Below are 19014 nucleotides of genomic sequence, written 5' to 3' on the forward strand. Positions count from 1 at the left end.
TGTTTGATCCGCTCCGTCAAGATGTCATCTCCTTGTACTTCGGCCAATAGTGGACAGTAGCCGGTATTCCCCTGCCCAATGGTGATCACTAGGATTTCCATGGGTATCCACGCTCCTGATGCATTAGGGAATGCTGTCAACTATTGAAATGAGATGCGTGGCACCTTATCCGGACGAGTCGGGGCATCTTGGGTGGGGTGGTATGAGAGTGGAAACTGAGGAGCTCGTCATCGGGCTCCTTAAGAGTCCAGCGCGCACTTCTCCGAGTATTTGGACACGCCCTTATGTCCGTATTCTCCTAGCCGGAGATGTCGCGTGTTCGATAATCGCCTGCGGGGCCGTTCTCGGAATCCGAATCTGGTTTGGTGCTTTCATCCCCGGGACGGAGGCGCTGCTCGGACTGGGGCTCGCCCTGGTGTGGCCGCTGGCCCTGGCCACGGGGGGCGCCTACCGCAAGCGCACCTACGGCGAGGGAACGGATGAGTTCCGGACGGTTTTCAACGGTGCCGCGGGGCTGACGGCCACCGTCGCGATCGGGGCCTACGTCACCCAGACGCCGATCGCCCGCAGCTTCGTCATGGCGATGTTCCCGCTGGCCTTCATCCTCAACGCCGTCTTCCGCCACCGGATGCGCAAGCGGCTCCACCGCAGGCGCGCCCGCGGTGACCACATGCGCCAGGTGGTCGCCGTCGGCCACCGGGAGTCGGTGCTCGACCTGGTGATACAGCTGCGCGGGCAGCCGCACCACGGCATGCTCGTCGTCGCCGCGTGCCTGCCCGCGGGCCCCGACATGGTCGAGGTCGACGGGATCCCGGTCCTCGGCGGCTTCTCCGACGTCGCCGCGGTGGTGGCCGAGGTCAACGCCGACGCCGTCGCCGTGCTGGCCTGCCCGGAGTTGGACGGCGCGGCGCTGCGCAGGCTCGCCTGGGGCCTGGAGGACGCCCGTACCGACCTGTTCGTGGCACCCGCGCTGATGGACGTGGCCGGCCCGCGCATCAGCATCAGCCCGGTCGCGGGCATGCCGCTCCTGCATGTCGAACACCCCGACTTCCGCGGTGCCAGAAGGCTGGCGAAGAGCCTGTTCGACCGATTGGGGGCGGGGCTGGCCCTCCTGGCGCTGGGCGTGCCCATGCTGGTGATCGCCGCGCTGATCCGCGCGACGAGTCCGGGGCCGGCGCTCTTCCGTCAGGTCAGGGTGGGCAAGGGCGGTGTGGAGTTCCAGGTGGTGAAGTTCCGCACGATGGTCGTCGACGCGGAGCGACTCAAGATCGACTTGGCGTGCGAGAACGAGTTCGACGGTGTCTTGTTCAAAATTAGGAACGATCCAAGGATCACCCGGGTGGGCGCCTTCCTGCGCCGGTACTCCATCGACGAGCTGCCACAGCTGCTCAACGTGCTGCGCGGCGAGATGTCCCTCGTCGGCCCACGGCCGCCGTTGCCCGACGAGGTCAGGCAGTACGGCGCCGACGTGCGCCGCCGCCTGGTCGTCCACCCCGGCATGACCGGCCTGTGGCAGGTCAGCGGGCGCTCGGATCTGACCTGGGAGGAGTCGGTCCGGCTGGACCTCCGCTACGTGGAGAACTGGTCGCTCTTCCTGGACCTGCAGATCCTCTGGAAGACCTGGAGCGCCGTGGTCGGCGGAGAAGGGGCCTACTAGTGAAAGCACTCGTGCTCGCCGGAGGGGCGGGCACCCGGCTGCGGCCGATCACCCACACTTCGGCCAAACAGCTCGTGCCGGTCGCCAACAAGCCCGTGCTCTTCTACGGTCTTGAGGCCATCGCCGCGGCGGGCATCCGCGAGATCGGGATCGTGGTGGGCGACACGCACGCCGAGATCGAGGCGGCCGTCGGCGACGGCCGCGAGCTCGGCCTGGAGGTGACCTACATCCGCCAGCGGGCGCCGCTGGGCCTGGCCCACGCGGTGCTCATCGCCCGCGACTACCTCGGTGACGACGACTTCGTCATGTACCTCGGCGACAACTTCATCGTCGGCGGCATTAACGGGGTCGTCGAGGGTTTCGCCCGCGAGCGGCCCGCCGCCCACATCATGCTCACCCGGGTCGGCGACCCCAGGCAGTTCGGGGTCGCCGAGCTCGACGAGGCGGGCCGGGTGATCGGGCTCGAGGAGAAGCCGCCGGTGCCCAAGAGCGACCTCGCGCTGGTCGGCGTCTACCTGTTCAGCGCCGCGATCCACGAGGCGGTGGCCGAGCTCAAACCCTCCGGGCGAGGCGAACTGGAGATCACCGACGCCATCCACTGGCTGATCGCCGACGGCCGGTCGGTCGCCTCCACGGTCATCTCCGGCTACTGGAAGGACACCGGGAACGTCACGGACATGCTGGAGGTCAACCGGCTGGTGCTGGAGTCCCTGGAGCCCCGGGTGGACGGCCTGGTCGACGGCGCCAGCCAGCTGATCGGCCGGGTGGTCGTCGAGGCCGGCGCCGAGATCGAGAGGTCCCGCATCGTCGGGCCGGCGATCATCGGCTCCGGAACCCGGATCCGCGACAGCTACATCGGCCCCTTCACCTCGATCGCGACAGGCTGCGCGATCAGCGGCAGCGAGATCGAGTACTCGATCGTCCTGCCCAGGTCCTCGATCGCCGGGGTCTCGCGGATCGAGGCGTCCCTCATCGGCCACGACGTCGAGGTCACCCCCGCCCCCAACACCCCCAGAGCCCACCGCCTCGTGCTGGGCGATCACAGCAAGGTGCAGATCAGCTCATGACAACCTGCAGGTTGTGCGGCTCGACGAGCCTCGCCAGCGTCGTCGACCTCGGGGCGACCCCGCCCTGCGAACGATTCCTCACCGAACGGCAGCTGGCGGAGCCGGAGGTCACCTACCCGCTGCACCTGCGGGTCTGCACCGGCTGCTGGCTGGCGCAGATCCCGCCGATGATCACGCCCGAGGAGACCTTCACCGAGTACGCCTACTTCTCCTCGTACTCGACGTCGTGGGTGGAGCACGCGCGGGAGTTCGTGAGCGGGGCGGTCGACCGGCTCGGGCTGGGAGGTGACTCGTTCGTGGTCGAGGTGGCCAGCAACGACGGGTACCTGCTGCGGCACGTCGTCGAGCGGGGCATCCGGTGCCTGGGCGTCGAGCCTTCCGAGAACGTCGGCCGGGCGGCCAGGGACGCCGGGGTGCCGACGCACACGGCCTTCCTCGACGAGCGGACCGGCGCCTCGGTGCGCGCGGAGCACGGGCCGGCCGACCTGGTGGTGGCCAACAACGTCTACGCCCACATCCCGGACGTCATCGGGTTCACCCGGGGACTGCGCGCCCTGGTGGCCGACGACGGCTGGGTCTCCATCGAGGTCCAGCACCTGCTCACCCTGATGGAGCACAACCAGTACGACACGATCTATCACGAGCACTTCCAGTACTACACGGTCGCCTCCGCGCGGAGCGCCCTGGCGAGCGGCGGCCTCCGCCTGGTGGACGTCGAGTCGCTGCCCACACACGGCGGCTCGATCCGCCTGTGGGCCCGGCCGGCGGAGATCGCGGGCGAGCCGGGCGAGCGGGTGGCCGCGCTGCTCGCCGCGGAGAAGGCCGCGGGCCTGCACGAGCTGTCGGGGTACACCGAGTTCGGCGAGCGGGTGGCGCGGGTGCGCAGGGACCTGCTGACCTTCCTCCTCGACGCCGCCCGCCAGGGCCGGACCGTCGCCGGCTACGGGGCGCCGGGCAAGGGCAACACCCTGCTCAACCACTGCGGGATCCGGCCCGACCTGCTCCCCTTCACCGTCGACCGCAATCCGTACAAGCACGGCAGGTTCACCCCCGGCACCCGCGTACCGATCCTGCCGCCCGAGCGGCTCGCCGAGGAGCGGCCCGACTACGTGCTGGTCCTGCCGTGGAACCTCCGCGAGGAACTCGTCGAGCAGCTGTCCTTCGTACACGCCTGGGGAGGCCGGCTGGTCTTCCCCATCCCCAACCTGGAGATCGTCGAGGTGAACCCGTGAAGGTCGTCCTCTTCTGCGGCGGATACGGCACCAGGATGCGCACCGGCACCCCCGGCGACGCGCCCAAGCCCATGCAGCTCGTGGGGCCTCGGCCGCTCATCTGGCATGTGATGCGCTACTACGCGCACTTCGGGCACACCGAGTTCATCCTCTGCCTCGGCTACGGCGCGCACCACATCAAGGACTTCTTCCTGAACTACCAGGAGACGACCTCCAACGACTTCGTGCTGCGCGGCGGCAGGGTCGAGTTGCTGTCCACCGACATCTCCGACTGGTCGATCTCGTTCGTGCAGACCGGGATCACCTCCCCGATCGGTGAGCGGCTGCGCCGGGTCCGCGACCACCTGGACGGCGAGGAGATGTTCCTGGCCAACTACGCGGACGTGCTCACCGACGCGCCGCTGCCGGAGATCGTCGAGCGCTTCACCCTCTCGGGCGCGGGCGCGTCGATGATGGTGGTGCCGCCCTCGGACACCTTCCACTGCATCGAGCTGGGCGAGCGCGGCACGGTCGGCGGGATCACCCCGGTCAGCGAGATGCCGCTCTGGGTCAACGGCGGATACTTCGTGCTCCGCCAGGAGATCTTCGACCACATCCCGGCCGGTGGTGACCTGGTCGCGGACGGCTGTGCCGAGCTGGCCAAGCGCGGCAGGCTGCTGGCCTACCCGCACCGCGGCTACTGGCGGCCGACGGACACGGTCAAGGAGCGGGTCGCCCTCGACGAGGCGTACTCGCGCGGTGACCGGCCCTGGGCGCTCTGGGAGCGCGAGCACCTGGCGGTGCCGACCACGTGATCCGCTTCAGACCGGCCCAGGCGGGCCGGATCGCGCTGCTCGCCGCGCACTGCGACGACCTCGCCATCGGGGCGGGCGGCAGCCTGCTGACCCTCTGCGCCGCGCGTCCCGGCATCCGGGTGGACGCCCTGGTGCTCTCCGGCGGCGGGACCGAGCGCCAGGACGAGGAGCACGCGGCGCTGACCGCCTTCTGCCCGGGCGCCGAACTGCGGCTCACCGTGCTCAAACTGCCCGACGGGCGGCTGCCCGCGCGCTGGGAGGAGGCCAAGGAGGCGGTGGAGGAGCTGCGCGCGCGCACCGACCCCGAGCTGCTGTTCGCGCCGCACCCCGCCGACGCCCACCAGGACCACCGGACGCTGGCCGAGCTGGTGCCCACGGCCTTCCGCGACCACCAGGTGCTCGGCTACGAGATCGCCAAATGGGACGGCGACCTCGGGCGCCCCTCGGTCTACCAGCCGCTCGCGCCCGAGGTGGCCGAGGCGAAGGTGAGCCTGCTCCAGCGCCACTACCCCTCGCAGCGCCACCGCCCCTGGTACGACCGCGAGGTGTTCCTCGGGCTGGCCCGCGTCCGCGGGATCGAATGCCACGCCCGCTACGCCGAGGCGTTCCACGTCAACAAGCTGACCCTTGACCTGTCTGGAGGTTGAACCGGATGCGCGTGCTGCTGACCGGGCACCAGGGCTACCTGGGGAGTGTGATGGCCCCGGTGCTCGTCACCGCGGGCCACGAGGTGACCGGGCTCGACTCCGGGCTCTTCGCCGGATGCCTGCTGGGTCCCGCGCCCGGCGACCCGCCGGGACACGCGGTCGACCTGCGGGACGTCACCCCCGGTCTGCTGGCGGGGGTGGACGCGGTGGTGCACCTCGCCGCGCTCTCCAACGACCCGCTGGGCGCGCTGGCGCCCGAACTGACCTACGACATCAACCACCGCGCCGCGGTGCGCCTGGCGAGGCTGGCCCGGGACGCGGGCGTGCGCCGGTTCCTGTACGCCTCCACCTGCTCGGTCTACGGCGCTTCAGGCGATGACCTGGTCGACGAGGACGCGCCGCTGCGCCCGGTGACCCCCTACGCGGACTCCAAGGTCAGGGTCGAGAGCGACCTGTTCGAGCTGGCCGACGGGGACTTCAGCCCGGTGTTCCTGCGCAACGCCACCGCCTTCGGGTTCTCGCCCAGGTTGCGCGCGGACATCGTGCTGAACAACCTCGCCGGGCACGCGCTGCTGTCCGGGGAGGTCAGGGTGCTGTCCGACGGCACCCCGTGGCGCCCGCTGGTGCACGCCGCCGACATCGCGAACGCCTTCGCCATGGCGCTGGCCGCCCCGCGCGACGCCGTCCACGCCAGGGCGTTCAACGTCGGCACCGAGGAGAACAACCTGACGGTGGCCCAGATCGCCGCCGAGGTCGCCGAGGCGGTGCCGGAGGCCCGGGTCGTGATCACCGGGGAGACCGGGGCCGACCCGCGCTCCTACCGGGTCGACTTCTCCCGCGTCCGCGACGCGCTCCCCGGCTACCAGGCGCTGTGGACGATCAAGGCGGGCGCGCTCCAGCTGGTCGAGGCGTACCGGCGGTTCGGCCTGACGGCGGACGACTTCCAGCGCCGTTTCACCAGGCTGGCCTGGTTGTCCGCCCGCCGCGAGGCGGGCACCGTCGACGGCGCGCTGCGCCCGCGCGAGGTGGCGGGGGCGGTGGACGGTGACCGATGACGGCGAGGGGCGCGGGATGCACGCCCTGGTGGAGCGGCTCTACCCGCTCTGCCGGAGCATCACCGGCGACGGCGTGCGCCGCACCCTGGAGATCGTCGCGGAGTCCATCGGCCTGCGGGTCCACGAGGTGCCGACCGGGACCCAGGTCCTGGACTGGACGGTGCCCAGGGAGTGGAACATCCGCGACGCCTACGTCAAGGACGCCTCCGGTGCCAGGGTCGTCGACTTCGCCGCGTCGAACCTGCACGTGGTCGGCTACAGCGTCCCGGTGTCGGCCACCATGACCCTGGACGAGCTCCGGCCCCACCTGCACACGCTGCCCGAGCAGCCGGGGCTGATCCCGTACCGGACCGGCTACTACGCGGAGACCTGGGGCTTCTGCCTGGCCCACGACACCCTCGCGGGCCTGGCCGACGGGCGGTACGAGGTCATGATCGACTCCACGCTCGCCGACGGTCACCTGACCTACGGCGAGCACGTGGTGCCGGGCAGGGTCGATGAGGAGGTGCTCGTCTCCTGCCATGTGTGCCATCCGTCGCTGGCCAACGACAACCTGGCGGGCATTGCGGTGGCGGTCGGGCTCGCGCGGCGGCTGGCCGAGGCCGACCCGTGGTACACCTACCGCTTCCTGTTCGCTCCCGGCACCATCGGCGCGATCACCTGGCTGGCGCGCAACCGGGAACGCGCCGGGCGGATCAGGCACGGCCTGGTGCTGGCCTGCGCGGGGGATCGCGGCCCGCTGACCTACAAGCGCAGCAGGCGGGGCGACGCCGAGATCGACCGCGCCGTGCGGCACGTGCTGCGGACCTCGGGGCGTGACCACGCGATCGTGGACTTCTCCCCCTACGGCTACGACGAGCGGCAGTTCTGCTCGCCGGGCTTCGACCTGCCCGTCGGCTCGCTCACCAGGACCCCCTACGCGGGCTACCCGGAATATCACACCTCCGCCGACAATCCGGACTTCGTCTCCCCGGAGGCGATGGCCGACACCCTGCGGACCTGCTGGGAGGTGACCCGGGTGCTTGACGGCAACCGCTGCTATCTCAACCTCAGCCCGCACGGAGAGCCGCAGCTGGGCAGGCGCGGCCTGTACGGGGCGCTGGGCGGGCGCAGCGACACGCGGCAGGCCCAGATGGCGATGTTGTGGGTGCTGAACCTCTCCGACGGGGAGCACAGCCTCCTGGACGTCGCGGAACGATCCGATCTGCCCTTCGCCGCGGTGGCCGACGCGGCACGGGCGCTGTGCGGCGCGGGACTGCTCAAGGAGTGCGGGAAATGACACTGCAACGGGCCGGCACGGGTCCCGGAGCGCTCAACCTCCGGGTCGGCGAGACGGTGGAGGTGCTCGGCGAGGCCGAGATCATGGCCACCCTGGACGAGCGGGGAGAGCTGGACGCGCTGCCCTTCATGCCGGAGATGCTGGCCTTCTGCGGGCGGCGGCTCACCGTGCACAAGGTGGCGCACAAGCTCTGCGACACGATCAGCAGCAGCGGCATGCGGCGGATGGAGCGGGCGGTCCACCTGACCGGGGCCCGCTGCGACGGGCAGGCGCACGGCGGCTGCCAGACGGCCTGCCAGTTCTACTGGAAGGAGTCCTGGCTCAAGCGGGTGGATCCGGACTCCCCCCTCACCCCGGTCACCGAGCACGACCTCGCCGCGGGCCGGCCCCTGCTGCCGATCCTGCAGGCCGCGACCAGGAAGGAGCCGGGACCGGGCGGGGAGGAGCGCTTCTCCTGCCAGGCGACCGAGCTGCTCCGCGCCGCGCCCACCTGCCTGCCGTTCAAGGACGTCGGGCAGTACGTCGCCGACGTGCGGACGGGGAACGTGGGCGTGCCGTGGATGCTGCGCTCGTTCCTCGTCGGGCTGTTCAACCGCTTCCAGCAGGTCAGCAGGCGCCTCCTGCCCAGATGGCTGTGGATCAGGGGCGGGCTGCGCTGGGGGTTCGTCAGGGGCAAGGCCGGGCCCACCACTCCGACGCGGACCCTGGACCTGCGTCCGGGGGAGCTGGTCCGGGTCAGGTCCAAGGAGGAGATCCTCCAGACGCTCAACGACGACCTGCTCAACCGCGGCATGGGGTTCGAGGAGGAGATGTCGCGCTACTGCGGGCACGTCGCGCGGGTGAGCGCCCGCGTCGAGCGGTGCCTGGACGAGAAGACCGGCCGGATGCTGCAGATGAAGAACCCCTGCATCGTCCTGGAGGGCGTCATCTGCGCGGGCGCGTACAACGTCAGCTGCCCGCGCGAGTTCGTGCCGTTCTGGCGGGAGATCTGGCTCGAACGCGTCGAGGAGCCCAGCTGAGCCGATCACCCCACGAGACAGGCGGAAGGCACGGATGAACCAGCGACAGGGCGGGGACGCCGGCGCGGACGAGGCGACCGACGCGACCGGGACGGCCGGGGAGCAGGTCGGGACGATCGGCAGGAAGGCCGGCCGCGGCCTGCGCTGGAGCCTGCTGGGCAACCTCGGGACCAAGGTGACGACCTTCGTCATGGGGCTGGTGCTCGCCCGGCTGCTGGTGCCGGAGGACTTCGGCCTCTACGCCATCGCGCTCGCCGCGACCACCTTCGTCATGCACGTCAACGACGTCGGCATCATCGCCGCCACCGTGCAGTGGCGGGGCAGGGTCGAGGAGATGGCGCCGACGGCGACGGTCATGGCCCTGGCGTTCAGCACCGGGATATACGGGATCTTCTGGGTGGTGGCTCCGTACTTCGCGGAGCTGGCGGGCAGCGCGGAGGCCACCCCGGTGGTCCGGCTGCTCACCGCGATCATCCTCATCGACGGTGTCACCGCGGTGCGGGCCGGCTCGCTGATGCGCGGGTTCGGGCACGACAGGCTGACCAAGGCCAACATCGCGGGCTCGCTGGTCAACGCGGCGGTGGCCGTCACGCTCGCCGCGAACGGCGCCGGGGCCTACAGCTTCGCCTGCGGGCAGGTCGCGGCCAACGCGGTCACCGGCGCGCTGGTGCTCGCCTGGGCGGGGTTGCCGTTCCGCCTCGGTTTCGACCGGGAGGTCGCGGCCAGGCTGCTGCGGTTCGGCGCACCGCTGGCCCTGGGCCTCGGCATCGAGGCGGTGCTGATGAACGCCGACTACGTCATCGTCGGCGCCGTGCTCGGCCCCGCCGCGCTCGGCTTCTACCTGCTGGCCTTCAACGTCTCCAGCTGGGTGCCCAGCGTGATCGGGACAGCCCTGCGCTACGTCACGGTGCCCAGCTTCTCCAGGCTGGCCGAGCAGCGGCCCGAGTCGCTCTCGCTGGGGGTGCAGCGCTCGGTGCCGCTGCTGGTCGCGTTCGTGCTCCCGGTCGCCGTCGTGACCGCCACGCTGGCGCCGGAGATCGTGGCGTTCCTCTACGGCGAGAAATGGGCACCGGCCGCCGGGGTACTGGCGCTGCTCGCGGTCCTGCTGGTGGTCCGGATGCTCACCTCCCTCGCCTTCGACATCCTCACCTCGGCGGGTGCGACCAGGGCCACCGTGTGGATGAACCTCGGCTGGGCCGTGGCGCTGGTGCCCGCGCTGTGGGCGGGCACGCACTGGTACGGCATCCGCGGCGCGGCGATCGGTCACGCGCTGGCCGGCCTCCTGGTCGCCCTGCCGATGGCGGTGCTGATGCTGAGCCGCGCGGGGGTGCGCCTGGCACCCGTGCTTCCGGCCCTGGTCCGCCCGCTGCTGGGCGCCGTGCTCGCGGCGGCCGTGACCGTGACGCTCGCCGGGATGACCGGCGGTCCCCCGCTCGTCCGGCTCTGCGTGGCCGGCGGTGGGGGACTGCTCGCCTACGTCCTGCTCGCCGTACCCGCGGCGCGGCTCAGAGAACTCGGCGCGCGGGCCGTTCCCGCCCGTGCCCGCTGAACCACCACCGAGAGAAAGAGAGGACCGGATGCCGAACTCCGACACGCTGGTGTCCATCGTGCTTCCCGTGCGCGACGGCGCCGGGCGGATCGAGGGCGCGGTCCGCTCGGTCCTCGGCCAGGACCACGAGCGCCTCCAGCTGGTGATCTCCGACAACGCTTCCACGGACGGCACCGAGGAGATCTGCCGCGACCTGGCCGCGACCGACGGCCGGATCGTCTACCGCAGGCATCCGGAGAACGTGGGCCTGTTCGACAACTTCGTCCGCACCGTCGAGCTGGTCGAGGGCGAGTTCTTCCGCTGGGTCGGCGACGACGACCGGCTGGAGCCCGCCTGCGTCTCCCGCTCCCTGAGGGCCTTCGCCGAGGACGACCGGCTCGTCCTGGTGACCACGCAGGTCGCCTACACCGGGCCCGACGGGATGGTCGCGACCGCGCCCCTGGAGGGCTCGGAGCTGGCCTCGGACGACCCGGTCGAGCGGTTCACCGGGATGCTGCGGCTGCTCAACGAGAGCCACCTGCTCATCGACCCGCTGTACGGCCTGCTGCGGCGCGAGCCGCTGGCGCGAATCCCCCGGCGGAACATGCTCCGCGAGGACGAGGTGTTCGCGGCGAAGCTGGCGCTGGCCGGACCGTGGGGGCACGTTCCCGAGGTCCTCGCCCACCGCAACTGGAAGCACGACACCCTGTCCGCGATCGCCCGCCGCCTCGACGTGCCGCCCTGGAAGGCCCGCTGCTCCACCCTCCTGCAGTGCGGGGAGCTGCTGGGCTGGCTGCGGGGGGCCGGCCTCACCGGCGAGCAGCACCGTCGCGCCCGCGCGGCGGTCCTCGGCATGTACGCGCGCCGCCAGCGGATCACCGCGGCCCGCCGGGGCCGCAGGCTCGCCCTGATCGCCTCGGGACTGGTCCCCGGCATCCGCTCCGGTGACCCGCTCCGGTGACCCGCAGAAAGGAACCTCAATGACCACCGTCTTCTCCAACAGCGTGGTGGACGACGACACCCGCAGAGAACTGCTCTACCGGGGACAGGTCTTCGTCTACTCGGCGACGCCCGCCTCCACCCTGCTGGCGGCCTTCGCGCGGGAGATGACCGCCGAGGCGTTCGGCGGGCGCGACCCGGAGACCGCACAGTTCGACATGCCGGTCGAGGAGTTCGCCGACCTGCTGGCCCGGCTCAAGCCGCGGTTCATCCACCACCCCCGGTGCAAGGAACTGCTGCCCGCGGTTCTCGAGGAGCTGGGCTGCGACCTGGACCGGACCTACTTCGACGTGCCCCGGCTGCGCACCTCCACCTCCCACGACTACCTCACCTCCGGGATCTCCTACGCCTTCCACCCCCATCGAGACTGCTGGTACTCGGCTCCCTTCAACCAGCTCAACTGGTGGATCCCCGTCTACGAGGTGGTCCCGGAGAACGTGATGGCCTTCCATCCCCAGTACTTCGGCAACCCGGTGCGCAACGGCAGCGCGCGCTACGACTACGCCGAGTGGAACAGGACGAGCCGGCTCACCGCCGCCCGGCACGTGCGCGGCGACACCAGGGAGCAGCCCAGGCCGGAGGAGAACGTCGTGCTCGACCCGCAGGTGCGGGTGGTGCCAGAACCGGGGGGCGTCATGGTGTTCTCCGGCGCCCAGCTGCACTCCACGGTGCCCAACACCTCGGGCAGGACCCGCTTCAGCATCGACTTCCGCACCGTGCACATCGACGACGTGCGTGCCCGTCGCGGCGCGCGCAACGTGGACGCGGCGTGCACCGGCACCACCCTGCGCGACTTCGTGCGCTGCGCCGACCTCGACCCGATGCCGGAGGAACTGGCGCTGGCGTACGAGGCGGAGGCGCTGGCCAGGGTCGGGTGAGCGGCGGCCCCCGGCCACCGACACACCGCAGTAGTGACAAGGAGTTCGTGTGCCGCGACCGATACGCATCGTGTCCCGGGCGTCCGGCGCGCTCGGGAGAGCGGGGAAGACGTAGTGGAGTTCTGGAGGACCGTGCTCGACCTCGCCCGCAGGAAGCGGGTCGGGCTTCCACTGGTCGGCCTGGCGCTGCTCGGCGCCGCGGCCGTCTTCTTCCTGGTGCCCCCGCGCTACCTGGCGAGCACCTCCATGGTGCTGACCACACCCCCCGCGGGAGGGACGACGGAGCCGGACAAGCCACCGGGGCGGAGCAACCCGCTGCTGCAGTTCAGCGACGGCCTCCGGACCACGGCGGGCATCCTCATCCTGTCCATGAACACCGAGGCGGTCGCGGCGGAGCTGGGCGTCGTGAAGGACGGCCCCGTCGAACTGACGATCAACGACGGGCGGACCAACCCCGGCATGCTGGGCATCCTCATGAACGGCCCGTTCGTGTACGTGGAGGTGCGGAGCGACTCCGCCGAGCTCTCCCGTGCCGTCATGGCCAGGACCCAGTCCCGCCTGCGGGCCGAGCTGGTCCGCAGGCAGGAGACGCTCGGCGCCCCTGTCTCCACCTTCATCGGGCTCGTCGAGGTGGTGCCGCCCGCGTATCCCGTGATGGACCGGAGCGGCACCTGGAAGGCCATGGGCGGGACGGCGTTCCTCGTCGTCGTCCTCGGCCTCGGTGCCGCGTACGCCGTGGAGCGCCGCAGGGTGTTCCGGCACTCCTCAGGCGGCGAACGGCCGGAGGGGCCGCCCCCGGCAACGGCGGAGACCCCGGACGGCCGGGAGGGCGATGACCGCGATGACCGGGGCGACCGGGGCGAGCGCGGGGAGAAGCCCGAGAGCGGCGAGGGGTGCGAGGGGCGGGAGGAGCAGACGGTGTGAGAAGCGGACGAGGCAAGCGGTAGAGGACCTGGTCACCGGCCGGGGAACCGTGCGGTTCTCCGGCCAGAAAGGGAGAGGTGTGGACTTCTGGGGGACAGTGCTCATCGTGTTGAGGCGCTGGTACGTCGCCCTGCCGGCGTTCCTGCTCTCCATCGGTGCCGCGGCGGGCGTCTACTCGTCGATTCCGACGCTCTACGTCTCGAACTCGGTGCTCGTGCTGACCATCCCGCCCACCGGCGGAAGCCTGCCGAGCGATCCCGGTCGCCCCAACGGGCTGACCAACCCCCTGCTGAACTTCGACTGGGGCCTGAGCATGTCCGCCTCGATCCTCGTCCAGGTGATCAGCGCGCCGGAGACCGTGGAGTCGCTCGGCGTGCGGCCCGAGGGCGACACCACCTTCACGGTCACCAACGGCAGCACCAATCCGGAGTCGCTGGACGGCGGGCCCTTCGTGTACATCGAGGGCACGAGCAGGTCGCCGTCCGAGGCCCGGGACATCGTGACGCGGGTCAGGGACCGGGCGAGGATCGAGCTGGCCGTCCGCCAGCGGCAGTTGAACGCGCCCCCGGCGACCTACATCACGATGAACGAGATGGTGCCGCCGACGGAGCCGCAGCCCCAGCGCACCGGGAAGACCCGGGGGGCCGCCGCGGCCCTGCTTCTCGGAGTGCTCGCCGGCCTCGCCGCGGTGTTCTCCCTGGAGAGTTTCCTCGACGCCCGGAGACGGAGGGGCCGGGTGCCCCCGGCACCGGCGTCCGGGCTGCCCGCCGAACCCTCCCTGCTGCGGCGTTGAGAGCCCCCGTGGTCCCCGCCTCCCTTGACCGTCCCGGTCTGCGCAGCGCCGACGGGGCGACCCTGGCCGCCGCGTTCGTCGTGGTCCTGATGCTGGTTCCCGCGCGGCTGGTCTTCCGCGGTGTGCCCTTCTCGCTCACCCCGGCCGACGCGGTCGGCCTCTTCGCCGCGCTCTGGTGGTTCTGCGCGCACCTCACCACCACGCTCGGCGCGGCCAAGGGCCCCAACCCCGTGCGCACCGCGCTGTTCGCGTACGCGGTCGCGATGCTGGTCACCTACGGGTACGCCGGTGCCGGGTACCTGCCGCCCGACGAGCTCAACATGGCCGACCACGGCATCGTCCTCGTCGTGGCGACGGTGGGCATCGGGCTCGGGGCGTGCGACGGCATCCGGGGCCGGGAGCGGCTCGACTTCGTCCTGAAGTGCCTCGTGGTCTGTGGCGCGGCCGTCGGGGTGATCGCGGCGCTCCAGTTCGTGCTCGAATTCGACCTGACCAAATATCTGGCCCTTCCCGGCTTCCGATTCACCGCGGAGCTGCCCGCGATCCTCGAACGGAACACCCTGCGCCGGGTCGCGGGTACCACGGGGCACCCCATCGAGCTCGGGGTCGTCTGCGCGATGATCACACCTGTCGCGCTGCACTACGCGTTCGGCGCCCGCGACCGGGGCGAGCCCTCCCTGCGCTGGTGGATCTGTTCCGCGCTGATCGGCGCCGGGCTGATGTTCTCCGTGTCGCGGTCGGCGGTCCTCGGGATAGCCGTCGTCGGCGCGGTGCTCCTCGCGGGCTGGCCCGCGCGCAGGCGGCTGTGGGCGGCACTGGGCGGCGCCGGGTTCCTGGTGGCGATGAAGGTGGCCGTGCCCGGCCTGCTCAGCGTGTTCCTCGGGCTGTTCACCAGCCTGTCCAGCGATTCGAGCATCCAGTACCGGACCCACGACTACGCGGTGGCGGTCACCGAGATCGGGAATCACCCCTGGGTCGGCAGGGGGCTGGGCACCTGGTACGCGCCGAAGCACCTGATCTTCGACAACCAGTACATCCTGTCGCTGGTGGAGACCGGGATCATCGGCCTGGTCACCTTTTCCGGGATCTTCCTGACCGGCCTCTGGGCGGCGCTGCGCGTCCGCCGCCTCAGCGCCGACCCCGCCGTGCGGGACCTGGGGCTCGCCCTGGCCGCCTGCCTGGTCGTCCCCCTGGTCGGGGCGGCCACGTTCGACCTGCGCTCGTTCGCGACCGTGACCGGCCTGTCGTTCCTGGTCATCGGAGCCGCGGGCGCGCTGCTGCGCGGCACCCGGCCGCCCGGGAAAGCCGTCGGGAGGCCCGTCGAGAAACCCGGTGAGGAGGTCAGCCGACCAGCCGCGCGCGCAGGTCCGCCCAGGAACCCGCGGCCAGATCACGCTCGCTGATCGCGGTGACCGGCATCGGCCACTGGATGCCGAGATCGGGGTCGTCATAACGGACCGAGAGGTCCTCGGCGGGGTCGTGCTCCCGGTCGATCCGGTAGCAGACGTCCGCCTGATCGGTCAGTGCCTGATAGCCGTGCAACAAGCCAGGAGGAACGTAGAGATGGACGAACATCTCATCGTCGAGCACCACCGACATCTGGCGGCCGAAGGTCGCCGAGCCCGGCCGGGCGTCGACGAGCACGTCGTACACGGCGCCTCGGGCGCACCTGACGAGCTTGGCCTCCCCCCGTCCGCCCCGGCCGTGCAGCGCCCGGACCGTTCCCAGGCGGGACCGCGACTGGCTGTCCTGGACGAACTCGGCGGGTCGCAGCCCGTGGGCGGCGGCGAGTGCGGCGTCGAAGGTACGGGTGAACAGCCCGCGGTCGTCCCTGTGCTGAGCCGGGACGAACAACAGGACACCGTCGATCTCGCCTCGTTCGACTCTCATACCCCCACTTTCCCAATTTCACGGGCTTCCGGCCATCCCAAAGGCGAAAACGATGTTGATCGGAACGGGCCACCGGACTCCGCGGCGGGCCCGGTGAGACCGGAGGAGATCCGGGGCCAGAACGGTTCGGCCAAGCCCAAGGGCGTCGGCGGGGCGGGGTTCACGCGTATCAGGGTCGGCGCGGTCGAGGTCATGGCGGTCAGCGAGGCCGAACTGCTCGACCACGTGGCGGCGGAATGGCGGCGGGGACGCGGCGGCGCGATCGTCACCGCGAACGTCGACATCGTCCGCGCCGCCACGCGCGATCCCGACCTGGCCGACCTGGTCGCCCGCTCCGAGATCGTGGTCGCCGACGGCATGCCGGTGGTCTGGGCCGCGGGGCTCGCCGGACCGGCCCTGCCCTGCCGGGTCACCGGGGCCTCGCTCGTGCACTCCCTGGCCGGGCGCGCCGCCCGCGAGAACCGCTCGGTCTACCTGCTCGGCGGAGAGCCGGGCGTGCCGGAGGCCGCGGCCCGCGCCCTCGCCGGACGCTGCCCCGGACTGCGGGTGGCGGGCACCTGCTCACCGCCCTTCGGGTTCGACTCCTCGCCGGAGGGGGTGCGTGAGGTGGTCGCCGGGGTGGTCGCCGCCGCACCGGACCTCGTCCTCGCCGGACTGGGCTTCCCCAAGCAGGAGAGGGTCATCGCCGCCCTCCGCGCCGAACTGCCCGGCGCCTGGTACCTCGGCTGCGGAGCCGGCATCCCGATGGCGGCCGGGCGGTTCCGCCGCGCCCCGGAGCCGGTCCAGCGGGTGGGCGCCGAGTGGCTGTACCGGCTCGCCCTGGAACCGCGCCGGCTGGCCCGCCGCTACCTGCGGGACGACGCGCCGTTCGCGGTCGCCCTCCTCGCCGGCGCGCTGCGCACCCGCCTGACGTCGAGGCACCGCGGATGACCATCCCTCCCGCACTCACCGGAAACGGCTCCGAGATGGCTGTCCCAGCCCGGCCCCGGCTCGCCGTGGTGATCGTCACGTATTTCAGCGGCCAGGTCGTCGAGGGGTGCCTGCGCTCACTCGGGGCGGCGCTGGCCGGCGCCGGTCCGGCACGGGTCGTGGTGGTGGACAACGCCTCGGCGGACGACACCGTCGAGCGGGTACGCGAGGCCGCGCCGGAGGCCGAGGTGATCCAGACCGGGCGCAACGCCGGCTTCGCCGCCGGGGTGAACGCGGGCATCGCCGCCGCGGCCGGCTGTGACGTGCTGGTGCTGAACCCGGACATCCGGCTCGCAGCCGGTTCGGTGCTCCTGCTCAGGCAGGCGCTTGCCGTGCCGGGGACCGGGATCGCCGCCCCCCGCCTCACCGCCGAGACGGGCGAGCTCCACCTCTCCCTGCGCAGGCGGCCCACCGTGCCGAGGGCGCTGGGTGAGGCGCTGCTCGGCGGCCACCGGGCCGGGCGGATCCCCCCGCTCGGCGAGCTGGTCGTGGAGCCGGCCGCCTACCGCGGGCCGCACACCGTCGACTGGGTGACCGGCGCGGCCTGGCTGGTCTCCCGGGCCTGCCTGGACGCCCTGGGCCCCCTCGACGAGCGCTACTTCCTCTACTCGGAGGAGACCGAGTACATGCTCAGGGCCGGGGAGGCGGGGTTCGCGGTCCGGTACGAGCCCCGGGCCGTGGCGGTGCATCTCGGTGGCGAGCAGTCCACTTCAAGCCGGCTGTGGGCGCTGTCGGCGGCCAACCGGGTCCGGATGCACCGCGAGCGGTACGGCCGCCCGCGCGGGCAGCTGATGCGGCTGGCCGTCGGGCTCAACGAACTGGTCCGCGCGGTGGCCAGGGGCGGCGAGGGCGGGAGAAGGCATCGGGCCGCCCTGCGCGGGCTGGTCGCGATGCGCGAGTGGCCGCCCAGGCCCGGCGAGGAGGCGGACTCCCCGGTCCGTGAGCCGGCACCCTCGTCCCATGAGCAGGTCTCCTTCGCCCACGGGAAGGCCCTGCCCGTCCAGGAAAGGACCTCCCCCGCTCAGGAGCGGGCTCTTCCTGTCCGGACGGAGGCCTTTCCTGCCCGGGAGGCGGGCTCACCCGGCTACGTCTGCTTCTCGGCGCAGGACTGGTGGTACCACAACCGGGCGCACTCGGACTTCCAGCTCATGCGCTCGATCGCCGCCCACCGGAAGGTCCTCGTGGTCAACAGCATCGGGATGCGGATGCCGACGCCGGGCAGGTCCACGCAGGTGCTGCGGCGCGTCGGGCGCAAGCTGCGCAGCGTCGCGATGCTGGTCAGGAGGCCGCTGCGCGAGCTGCCCGGCTTCTATGTGATGTCCCCGCTGCCGCTGCCCTTCTACGGGTCGCCGCTGGCCAGGCGGGTGAACGCGCTGCTGGTCCGGGCACAGGTGCTGGCCGTCTCGCGGGCACTGGGGCTGCACCGGCCTGTGATCATGGTGACCATCCCCACGGCGTGGGACGTGGTGCGCCCGATGCGCAGGCAGGCGCTGGTGTTCAACCGCTCCGACCGGCACTCGTCGTTCCCCGAGTCCGACCGGCCGACCATCGAGGCGCTGGAACGCGGCCTGCTGGAGCGTTCCGACCACGTGGTCTACGTCAGCACCGCGCTGATGGACGAGGAGCGCCGGCTGACCGGCGACCGCGCGTACTTCCTCGACCACGGGGTGGACACCGACCACTTCCGGCGGCGTCCGGAGAGCGAGCAGCCCGCCGACATTCGCGCGATTCCCGGACCGAGGGTGGGTTTCTTCGGCGCGCTCGACGACTATCTGGTGGACTTCGACCTTCTGGAACGGATGGCCAGGGAACTGCCCGACGTGTCGCTGGTCCTGATCGGTGACGCGACGGTCCCGATGGAACGGCTCACCCGGCATCCGAATGTGCACTGGCTCGGATTCAGGCCGTACGAAAGCATTCCCGGCTACGGCTCCGGGTTCGATGTCGCGATCATGCCATGGCTGGACAATCCATGGATAAAGCATTCGAACCCCATCAAACTCAAGGAATATCTCGCGCTGGGCCTGCCGGTGGTCAGCACCGATTTCCAGGAACTCGTGAACTATGCCGATCGAGTGAGAATCGCCGCGAGCGGTGACCTTTTCCTGGATGCTGTCCGTGCGACATTGCGTGAGGGGGGCCTCCGGCCGGCCGACGACCTGCGGGGGTCCGTGCTCGGTGCGTCCTGGTCGTCGCGTGCGGCACAGCTGATGGCGCTCGCCGAGCCGCCCTCGGGCCCGCGCTCGTCGGGCCCGCGCTGGTCGGGTCCGCGTTGAGGAGGAC

Annotated in this window: 17 protein-coding genes; 16 read left to right on the forward strand and 1 reads right to left on the reverse strand. The window is 71.4% G+C overall.

What is annotated here, in order from left to right:
• Positions 1 to 202 precede the first annotated feature (202 nt).
• From AB0J58_RS00820 to AB0J58_RS00885, 14 genes are all read left to right on the forward strand, one after another.
• Positions 203 to 1657: a sugar transferase gene (locus AB0J58_RS00820; protein ID WP_364208381.1), complete on the forward strand. Its 1455-nt coding sequence runs from the start codon at positions 203 to 205 to the stop codon at positions 1655 to 1657.
• On the forward strand, positions 1657 to 2724 hold the full coding sequence (locus AB0J58_RS00825; RefSeq protein WP_364208384.1) for a glucose-1-phosphate thymidylyltransferase: 1068 nt from the start codon (positions 1657 to 1659) through the stop codon (positions 2722 to 2724). Before AB0J58_RS00820 ends, AB0J58_RS00825 begins: the two co-directional genes overlap by 1 nt.
• Positions 2721 to 3956 carry a class I SAM-dependent methyltransferase gene (locus tag AB0J58_RS00830; protein ID WP_343978613.1) on the forward strand — a complete coding sequence of 412 codons (1236 nt, stop codon included), beginning with the start codon at positions 2721 to 2723 and terminating at the stop codon, positions 3954 to 3956. Before AB0J58_RS00825 ends, AB0J58_RS00830 begins: the two co-directional genes overlap by 4 nt.
• A complete protein-coding gene (locus AB0J58_RS00835; protein WP_364208387.1) occupies positions 3953 to 4750 on the forward strand; it encodes a sugar phosphate nucleotidyltransferase in 798 nt (265 codons plus the stop codon). Before AB0J58_RS00830 ends, AB0J58_RS00835 begins: the two co-directional genes overlap by 4 nt.
• Positions 4747 to 5397, forward strand: a complete 651-nt coding sequence (locus AB0J58_RS00840; RefSeq protein ID WP_364208390.1) for a PIG-L deacetylase family protein — start codon at positions 4747 to 4749, stop codon at positions 5395 to 5397. Before AB0J58_RS00835 ends, AB0J58_RS00840 begins: the two co-directional genes overlap by 4 nt.
• Positions 5398 to 5402: 5 nt before the next feature.
• Entirely contained in the window at positions 5403 to 6452 is a 1050-nt protein-coding gene (locus tag AB0J58_RS00845) for an SDR family oxidoreductase (RefSeq protein ID WP_364208392.1), read from the forward strand.
• Entirely contained in the window at positions 6442 to 7731 is a 1290-nt protein-coding gene (locus AB0J58_RS00850; protein WP_364208395.1) for a DUF4910 domain-containing protein, read from the forward strand. The genes AB0J58_RS00845 and AB0J58_RS00850 overlap by 11 nt, the downstream gene beginning before the upstream one ends.
• A complete protein-coding gene (locus AB0J58_RS00855) occupies positions 7728 to 8750 on the forward strand; it encodes a hypothetical protein (protein WP_364208398.1) in 1023 nt (340 codons plus the stop codon). Before AB0J58_RS00850 ends, AB0J58_RS00855 begins: the two co-directional genes overlap by 4 nt.
• Positions 8751 to 8784: 34 nt before the next feature.
• Positions 8785 to 10299, forward strand: coding sequence for a lipopolysaccharide biosynthesis protein (locus AB0J58_RS00860; protein ID WP_364208401.1), 1515 nt, complete (start codon positions 8785 to 8787; stop codon positions 10297 to 10299).
• 28 nt (positions 10300 to 10327) lie between these two features.
• Positions 10328 to 11239 carry a glycosyltransferase family 2 protein gene (locus tag AB0J58_RS00865; protein ID WP_364208404.1) on the forward strand — a complete coding sequence of 304 codons (912 nt, stop codon included), beginning with the start codon at positions 10328 to 10330 and terminating at the stop codon, positions 11237 to 11239.
• A 19-nt stretch (positions 11240 to 11258) separates the two neighbouring features.
• Positions 11259 to 12155, forward strand: coding sequence for a hypothetical protein (locus AB0J58_RS00870; protein WP_343978589.1), 897 nt, complete (start codon positions 11259 to 11261; stop codon positions 12153 to 12155).
• A gap of 114 nt (positions 12156 to 12269) precedes the next feature.
• Positions 12270 to 13079 carry a hypothetical protein gene (locus AB0J58_RS00875; protein WP_364208407.1) on the forward strand — a complete coding sequence of 270 codons (810 nt, stop codon included), beginning with the start codon at positions 12270 to 12272 and terminating at the stop codon, positions 13077 to 13079.
• A 106-nt stretch (positions 13080 to 13185) separates the two neighbouring features.
• Positions 13186 to 13872 (forward strand): hypothetical protein, encoded by a 687-nt coding sequence (locus AB0J58_RS00880; protein WP_364208410.1) that lies wholly within the window; start codon positions 13186 to 13188, stop codon positions 13870 to 13872.
• Positions 13869 to 15275, forward strand: a complete 1407-nt coding sequence (locus AB0J58_RS00885) for an O-antigen ligase family protein (protein ID WP_364208413.1) — start codon at positions 13869 to 13871, stop codon at positions 15273 to 15275. The genes AB0J58_RS00880 and AB0J58_RS00885 overlap by 4 nt, the downstream gene beginning before the upstream one ends.
• On the opposite strand, the gene AB0J58_RS00890 is transcribed toward AB0J58_RS00885, so the two are convergent.
• On the reverse strand, positions 15214 to 15762 hold the full coding sequence (locus tag AB0J58_RS00890; RefSeq protein ID WP_364208416.1) for a dTDP-4-dehydrorhamnose 3,5-epimerase family protein: 549 nt from the start codon (positions 15760 to 15762) through the stop codon (positions 15214 to 15216). The genes AB0J58_RS00885 and AB0J58_RS00890 overlap by 62 nt on opposite strands.
• A gap of 93 nt (positions 15763 to 15855) precedes the next feature.
• On the opposite strand from AB0J58_RS00890, the gene AB0J58_RS00895 reads away from it, so the two are divergent.
• Both AB0J58_RS00895 and AB0J58_RS00900 read left to right on the forward strand, forming a co-directional pair.
• Positions 15856 to 16692, forward strand: a complete 837-nt coding sequence (locus AB0J58_RS00895; RefSeq protein ID WP_364208419.1) for a WecB/TagA/CpsF family glycosyltransferase — start codon at positions 15856 to 15858, stop codon at positions 16690 to 16692.
• Positions 16693 to 16727: 35 nt separating this feature from the next.
• Positions 16728 to 19007, forward strand: coding sequence for a glycosyltransferase (locus AB0J58_RS00900; RefSeq protein ID WP_364208422.1), 2280 nt, complete (start codon positions 16728 to 16730; stop codon positions 19005 to 19007).
• Positions 19008 to 19014 lie beyond the last annotated feature (7 nt).

This window comes from Streptosporangium sp. NPDC049644, assembly GCF_040675205.1.
In the GTDB taxonomy this organism is placed as follows: domain Bacteria; phylum Actinomycetota; class Actinomycetes; order Streptosporangiales; family Streptosporangiaceae; genus Streptosporangium; species Streptosporangium fukuiense.

What these genes read in the sequence shown, in the direction of transcription:
- AB0J58_RS00820 (WP_364208381.1), top strand. Translation starts at nt 203, where the DNA reads ATGAGAGTGGAAACTGAGGAGCTCGTCATCGGGCTCCTTAAGAGTCCA.
- AB0J58_RS00830 (WP_343978613.1), top strand. Translation starts at nt 2,721, where the DNA reads ATGACAACCTGCAGGTTGTGCGGCTCGACGAGCCTCGCCAGCGTCGTC.
- AB0J58_RS00845 (WP_364208392.1), top strand. Translation starts at nt 5,403, where the DNA reads ATGCGCGTGCTGCTGACCGGGCACCAGGGCTACCTGGGGAGTGTGATG.
- AB0J58_RS00855 (WP_364208398.1), top strand. Translation starts at nt 7,728, where the DNA reads ATGACACTGCAACGGGCCGGCACGGGTCCCGGAGCGCTCAACCTCCGG.
- AB0J58_RS00860 (WP_364208401.1), top strand. Translation starts at nt 8,785, where the DNA reads ATGAACCAGCGACAGGGCGGGGACGCCGGCGCGGACGAGGCGACCGAC.
- AB0J58_RS00865 (WP_364208404.1), top strand. Translation starts at nt 10,328, where the DNA reads ATGCCGAACTCCGACACGCTGGTGTCCATCGTGCTTCCCGTGCGCGAC.
- AB0J58_RS00870 (WP_343978589.1), top strand. Translation starts at nt 11,259, where the DNA reads ATGACCACCGTCTTCTCCAACAGCGTGGTGGACGACGACACCCGCAGA.
- AB0J58_RS00890 (WP_364208416.1), bottom strand. Translation starts at nt 15,762, where the DNA reads ATGAGAGTCGAACGAGGCGAGATCGACGGTGTCCTGTTGTTCGTCCCG.
- AB0J58_RS00900 (WP_364208422.1), top strand. Translation starts at nt 16,728, where the DNA reads ATGGCTGTCCCAGCCCGGCCCCGGCTCGCCGTGGTGATCGTCACGTAT.